This is a genomic window from Hyalangium sp., from assembly GCF_035629615.1.
Lineage (GTDB): Bacteria > Myxococcota > Myxococcia > Myxococcales > Myxococcaceae > Hyalangium.
On record NZ_DASPHO010000876.1, the window covers coordinates 1 to 6,463 of the forward strand.

General features: G+C 67.5%; 7 protein-coding genes. 1 reads left to right on the forward strand and 6 read right to left on the reverse strand.

What is annotated here, in order from left to right; translation table 11 throughout:
• The 5 genes from VD972_RS43825 to VD972_RS43845 form a co-directional block, all read right to left on the reverse strand.
• Window positions 1-466, reverse strand: a 466-nt coding sequence (locus VD972_RS43825; protein WP_324995806.1) for a protein kinase domain-containing protein, incomplete at its 3' end; no start/stop codon positions are given.
• 145 nt (window positions 467-611) lie between these two features.
• Complete coding sequence (locus VD972_RS43830) at window positions 612-977, reverse strand: hypothetical protein (RefSeq protein WP_324995808.1); 366 nt, start codon at window positions 975-977, stop codon at window positions 612-614.
• Window positions 978-1,164: 187 nt separating this feature from the next.
• Entirely contained in the window at window positions 1,165-1,386 is a 222-nt protein-coding gene (locus VD972_RS43835) for a hypothetical protein (RefSeq protein ID WP_324995810.1), read from the reverse strand.
• Window positions 1,361-2,782, reverse strand: a complete 1,422-nt coding sequence (locus VD972_RS43840) for an MEDS domain-containing protein (protein ID WP_324995812.1) — start codon at window positions 2,780-2,782, stop codon at window positions 1,361-1,363. The genes VD972_RS43835 and VD972_RS43840 overlap by 26 nt, the downstream gene beginning before the upstream one ends.
• Window positions 2,783-3,032: 250 nt before the next feature.
• Entirely contained in the window at window positions 3,033-4,607 is a 1,575-nt protein-coding gene (locus VD972_RS43845; protein ID WP_324995814.1) for a carotenoid oxygenase family protein, read from the reverse strand.
• Between the two features lie 44 nt (window positions 4,608-4,651).
• Here VD972_RS43845 and VD972_RS43850 point away from each other — a divergent pair, with 44 nt between their 5' ends.
• Window positions 4,652-4,795 (forward strand): hypothetical protein, encoded by a 144-nt coding sequence (locus VD972_RS43850; RefSeq protein WP_324995816.1) that lies wholly within the window; start codon window positions 4,652-4,654, stop codon window positions 4,793-4,795.
• 43 nt (window positions 4,796-4,838) lie between these two features.
• Here VD972_RS43850 and rho read toward each other — a convergent pair whose 3' ends face one another.
• Window positions 4,839-6,395, reverse strand: a complete 1,557-nt coding sequence (rho, locus tag VD972_RS43855) for a transcription termination factor Rho (protein WP_324995818.1) — start codon at window positions 6,393-6,395, stop codon at window positions 4,839-4,841.
• Window positions 6,396-6,463 lie beyond the last annotated feature (68 nt).

Genomic DNA, 6,463 nt, shown 5'->3' on the forward strand with positions numbered 1-6,463 from the left:
GGCGCACCAGGACATTGTCGCCTTTTACGTCTCGGTGGAGACAGCCCTGGGAGTGCAAGGTCTGGAGGACGCGAGCGAGCTGGGCCAGCAGGCGGAGCACCTGCTGGGAGGAAGGGGAGTGCTGGCGGGCCCAGTCATAGAGCGGTGCTCCGTCGACCCAGTCCATGACAACGAAGGGATGGAGGGCGCCGCTCGGGTGCTGCCAATCCCCGGAGTCCCACAGGCGAGGGACGCTGGGGTGACGCACCAGGGAGAGCAGCTCTACCTCGCGCACGAAGCGAGGATCGCTGGGGAGCAGCGCGAGCTTGAGTGCCTTGGGGCGGGCCTCGGGTTTGTCCACGTGCACGACCTGGTAGACGGCGCCGTGGACGCCGCGGCCCGCCCAGGCGACCACGAGCCAGGGGCCCACCAAGGTGCCAGGAGGAAGCAGCGCCGGGTTCAGAGCAGGAGCTTGGGGAGTCCGCATGGGGACCTCGAGTAGGGAATGGCCACCATACCTCAAGGGTCATGCGTGCCGCGCGCTTGGGTGGCGAACTTCCCCTGCGCCACCCGCTGGGGCAGGGTGCGCTGGATGGCACGGTTGACAGCGCCATCCAGTGGCCCAGCCCTTCCTACTTCACGTCCACGGAGAACTCGATCTTCGTGGTGACGAGGGTGGCGTCCTTTGTGGTGGCGACCGCGAACTTGAAGTTGCCGGTGAAGACCTTCTTGCCCGCATCCGCCGAGGTGAACGTGATGTCGAAGTCCATGCCGGACGGCTTGAGCATCACGGCATCCCGGTGGAACTGCTGGGCCTTCGTGACCGTCACGCCGGCCGGGGGCGTGATGGCGAGCGACATAGGATAATCAATGTTCACGAAGTACCCGTTCGTTCCCTCGACGTGCACCCTTACGACGGCCGGCTGGCCCTTCCTCGCTTCCGTGGGCGTCTTCACCTCCAGCTTGTAATTGTCCGCCGCAATACCGTCCTTGCTCACGGCCAGGGAGTGGGAAGTGCCGGCAGAGACACCGGAGATGCCGCGCCGCGGTGGCCCAGGACTACGGTCAAGGTGGCGCCACCTGGGGTGAGCCAAGTCTGGTGAGAACCACCGCGCGCCGGGGCCGGGCGGCAGCCGAGCGCCCGTAGCGGCAAGAGAGAGGTGGGCCGGACAGCCACCCCGTGCGTCAGTTGCAGCTCCGGGTCGCGTAGATGCTCGGCCACTGCTTGATCCAGCCGCAGAGATCGACCGAGGCCTTCTGCTGAGTGAAGCGCGGCCCATAGTTGACGGTGGCGTTCGGGTAGCCCTTGTGCACGCCGAGCACGTAGAGATCGCTGCCCACCCAGCTCTGCAGCGCCGAGCCGCTGTTGCCGCCCTGGGTGTCACACTTGTGGTAGCCCTGACTCACAGGGGAGCGACACCGTGAAGGTAGCGCCCTCCCCGAGCCGGGAGTCCACCTGGATGCTGCCTCCCATCGCCTCTACCAGCGTGCGGCTGATGTAGAGCCCCAGGCCCAGCCCGCCGTAGTGCTGCGAGGGCACCGCGCGCTCGAACTTGCGGAACAGCCGCGTCTGCGCCTCCGCGGTGATGCCGATGCCCTGGTCCTTCACTCTCAGCGCCACGCTCCCACTCCGCCGCTGGACCTGGAGATGGATGGGCTTGCCCCGGCCATACTTGCTGGCGTTGGTCAGCAGGTTGACCACGACCTGATCCAGGCGCAGCGGGTCCCACCAGCCCCACACCTCCGCCTCCGCCTCCAGGCGCACCTCACAGCCCGCGCGCGAGAAGTCCGGCTCGAGCCGCTCTACCGCATCGCGCACCAGCGCTACCAGCTCCACGTGCCGGGGCTCCAGGCGAAGCTGCCCGCCGCTCAGTGTCGTCACGTCCAGCAAGCTGTCGTTGAGCGCGTTGAGGCGTGAGAGCTGGCGCTCCATGGTCTGCAGCTTCGGAGGCATCTTCTGGGCCAGCGGCCCCTCGGCGCCCGCCAGCCCCGCCTTCACCAGTTCCAGCTGCAGGCTCAGCGAGGTCAGCGGCGTCTTCAGCTCGTGCGAGGCCATGGAGAGGAATTCTTCCCGCACACGCACCGCGGCCAGCGCCTCCTGCTCCGCGCGCTGGCGCTCCTGGAGCGCCGCCTCGAGCGCGGCCGTGCGCTCCACCACGCGGTGCTCGAGCTCTTCGTTGAGCCGGCGCAGTTCCTCCTTGGCCAGCTTCAACGAGGCGCTCTCCAGCACCTCCCACTCCCCCTCGCGACGCGCCACCGCGAACTGGTGGTTGCGCACCACGTCGAGGATTCCCATCGGCTCGCAGCGGTGCAGGCAGTAGCTGCACAGGGCGAGGATCTCATGCTGGCGGAAGGCCTGATTCACCTGAGTCTCGTACTGCGTGAAGTTCTTCCAGTCCTTCGCCTCGAGCCATGCCGTATTCCCGGTGAGGCGCAATCCCGAGAGTCCCCTCGCCAGCGCCTGCTCCTTGCGGTCGACCCACCCCTGGAGCACCTCGTCCGCCTGGGTCTCCCCACTGCGCAGGTACCACTCCCGGTGGTCGATGATGTCAATGCGCCCCTCCTGAAGGTACGACTCCAGGCGCGGCACCGCGGTGCGCAGCGCGGCCTTGGCGTCCTCCACGTGGAAAGGCTCGGACGTGACCCACAAGCACTTTTCGTTGTGCTCGAGGCCGGCCTTGAAGAACGGGACCAGCGAGTCCGCCAGATCCTGGGCCGTCGCGTAGAAGTTGCAGAAGTGGCTTCCCCACGGGATGTCACCAACGGCGGGAATTCCGCTAGGGACGAGTGTCAGGCTCCGCACGGTGAACTCTCCTCAGGAACGACCAGCACTGAGTGCCCGGCGGCACTCGCTCTCGAATCAACCATAATCACGACAGCGGGCCCCCTGCCCGGCGTAGAGAGAACCGGAGAGACGCTGTTCATTCCCAGCAATCGTGCAGGCGCTTGGCGGGTCGTGCAGCGAGTCCCCAGGAGGCTCGATTCCCTGCTAGTCTATGATTCACTGTATTGCAGGCAATTCCAGTCTTGTCCCGACGACGTACGTTCTGCCGTTACTGACGCTCGCTTGAGCGGCCCGCGCCGGATGCTGCCCCAAGGGTTCTCCTCGGCCCCTCTGCACCAGCATTCGCGAGGTCCGCTTCGGACACCCACGTGGCGTGCGTGCCGCTGGAGATCCTGTGTGGCAGACGGATGCGCGCAATGGGGCCGCGGGCGATGTCACCCGCTTCGAAGAGCTGACACTCGCTGCCGTCGTTGCGCACATCGCTCACGAATGTCACCACGTAGCCGTCGGCCTCGTCGCGTGCGCCCGTGCGCGGTGCAATCGGGGACTCGCTGGCGAAGACGCCTTCCGGGAAGCGGTACGACTGCTTCGACCCTCGCGCCAGGTCGTACGCCACCATGCCGTTGAAGAGGAAGTGCCCCGGCTCGCCCGTCATGGCGATCACCGTGCGATGCTTCCTTCCGCCGACGCGGTTGTCGATGGTGGGGAACTCGGACACCTCGTCGTCGAGGAACGCTTCGTGCGTCCGGCCGGTGACCAGGTTGAACCGCCAGCGATGCAATCGCGTCTTCAGTTCGTGCATGTCCAGGCTCTTGCGGAACGCATCGATGGCCGTCTCGCCCTCGAGCAGTTTCGGAACCGGCGCACCCTGGTGGAAGCCCTCGAGGACGATCTCGTCGCCTTCTTCGTACGCGTTGGAGAAGTGCAGCACGTACGTGGGCGAGGCTTCGAACCAGCGCACGGTGCCGGTGCCATCGCGCCGCACGAGCGCAAAGCGCGAACCGAGCTCCGGGCGGTACACCGGGCGGTGCTGGTTCTTCGCGAGACGTGCCGGGTCCCACATCATGGGGAAGTCGTTGATGATGGCGTAGTGCTCGGTGAACGCCATGTCGTGCGGAAGGCGCGGGCCCGGCAGGGCTACCGGCAGGTAGCGCGCGAGCCTCCCCTCCGTGTCGACCACGCCGAAGTGCAGGAACGGTGCTTCCTTCGAGTAGTTGAAGAACAGCAGCTCGCCCGTCTGCGCGTCCACCTTCGGGTGCGCGGACACGGTCGCGCCCTTCGGGAACACACCGCGCACGCCCGGGTTCCCTTCCGCCTGCTCGCTCCAGTGCACCGTGCCGCGTGTCTCGAGTGTGTACGGATCGAGTCGGTACGCATCCCCGCACTGATAGAACGTGGTGAGCGCTTCGCCCCGGTGAACGAGGATGTCCGTGGACGAGGTGTCCTTCATCCGTGTACGGGCGCCCCAGCCATCGCGCTGCGAGACATCGGGTGACTCGAGGATCCCGGCCCACAGTGCGCAGCCTGCTTCCAGTTCGGAGAGGAGCCCCGCGGTCTTCACGAAGCGATTGCGGTATTCCGCGCGGCCCTCCCGGAAGCGGATCGCATGCACCATCCCGTCGCCGTCGAACGGGTGATAGCGACCGGTGATGGCTTCGAAGAGGGGGTTCTCCGTGTTGCGGAGATAGATCCCTTGCAGATCGCGCGGGATCTCACCCTCGATCACATCGAGGTCGGTGGCATCGAGCTCCACCGTGTTCGGTGTCCATGCGCCGGTGCGATACGGATGGAAGTCCGAGTCACCGAGCTTCGACTCGTACCGGCGGACAATGGAAACCTTCATGGCGGCCTCTCCCTTGAGGCATGCGGCGCGCTGTGTGGTGTGCAGTGCACGCACTGCGGTCGCGAGCGTACAAGCCGGGTGCGGGTTGCTTCAATGACCGCCGCCGCTCCCGGCGGAGGCAGCCGGAGGGGACGGTGCTGTATGCGGCGGTGAGCCTGCTCTACACGGCCCACGAGCTCGGGAGCTGAGGAGCCCGCTTGGGAGGGGGCAGCCCCCCTCCCGTGAACCCGGCTACAGCTCGTCGAGGAACTCGTCGTTGTAGGTGTACCGCGTGAGGCGCTTGCCCAGGGCCTCCATGGCCTCCACCGGCTTCACCGAGAAGAGCATCTGCCGGAGCTTCTTCACCTTCTCGTACTCCTTCTGGGTGAAGAGCTTCTCCTCCTTGCGGGTGCCGGACTGGGCGATGTTGATGGCCGGGAAGATGCGCTTCTCGGCCAGCAGCCGGTCCAGCGTCACCTCGGAGTTACCGGTGCCCTTGAACTCCTCGAAGATGACCTCGTCCATGCGGCTGCCGGTGTCGATGAGCGCCGTGCCGACGATGGTCAGCGTCCCCGCCTCCTCGGTGGCGCGCGCCGCGCCGAAGATGCGCTTGGGGCGCTCCAGCGCGCGGCTGTCCACACCGCCCGTCAGCGTGCGGCCCGAGCTGTCCACTTCCTTGTTGTAGGCCCGCGCCAGCCGCGTGATCGAGTCCAGCAGGATCAGCACGTCCTTGCCGGACTCCACCAGCCGCCGCGCCCGCTCCAGCGCCAGCTCCGCCACCTTGAGGTGATCCCCCGTAGGCCGGTCCGAGCTGGAGGCCAGCACCTCCGCCTTGATGGTCCGGCGCATGTCCGTGACTTCCTCGGGGCGCTCGTCGATCAGCAGCACCATCACGTGCATCTCGGGGTGGTTCGCGATGACCGCCTGCGCGATCCGCTGGAGCATGATCGTCTTGCCCGTCTTCGGCGGGGCGACGATCAGCGCGCGCTGCCCCTTGCCCAGGGGAGCGATCAGATCCAGCACCCGCGTCACCATCTCGCGGTGGCCGTTCTCCAGCTTGATGCGCTCGAGCGGATCCACCGAGGTGAGATCCGCGAAGTGCGGCAGGCGAGGCGCCCCTTCCAGCGGCCGGCCGTCCACCGTCTCCACACGCTGGATGACGCCCTTGGTGCCCCGCATCTGCGCGCCCGCGGTGACGTACTGGCCCTGCCGCAGCCGGAGCTTCTGCACCAGGTTCTTCGGCATCTCCGGGTCATCCGGCGACGGCAGCAGGTTCTTCTTGATCTGCCGCAGGAAGGCGTTGGGGCCCTTGGCCTCTGTGTCCAGCACGCCCTCCACGGGCGCCAGGCTCGGCTGGGGCGCGGCCTGCTGGGCCTGAGCGCCGCCATGGTGCTGCCGCTGGCCACCGCCGTGCGGCTGCGGTGGCGGCTGCTGTTGCTGCTGTTGCTGCTGGGCCAGGCGCTGCTTGTGCTGCTCGAGCTCCTGCGGCGTGAGGAACACCTGCACCATCTGCCCGTCCTGCCCCGGCTGCATCCGGTAGGCCTGTCCCTCCGGGGTGAAGTGCACCTGGGCGCCACGACGGCGGCGGCGGCGGCGGCGGCGGCGGCCACCCCCGGGGCCCGGCTGGCCAGCGGCTCCAGGCTGTCCTGGCCCAGACGCGGCGGAGGTGTCTCCTCCGTCGTCGGGCCCGTCGTCGTCCCCTCCATCGTCGCCGCCATCGTCATCCATGGCGGGCGGCTCGGGCCGAGCGGCCTCGGCGGGGGGCGGGACGGGTTCACGGGGATCGGTGTTGTCGCTGTTTTCGCTCATGGAATTCCGAAGGCTCTGCGCACACGGGACCTTGCAAGGCTGGGTGCGCACGACTCGACATGTGGGAC

What these genes read in the sequence shown, in the direction of transcription:
- VD972_RS43845 (WP_324995814.1), bottom strand. Translation starts at nt 4,607, where the DNA reads ATGAAGGTTTCCATTGTCCGCCGGTACGAGTCGAAGCTCGGTGACTCG.
- rho (WP_324995818.1), bottom strand. Translation starts at nt 6,395, where the DNA reads ATGAGCGAAAACAGCGACAACACCGATCCCCGTGAACCCGTCCCGCCC.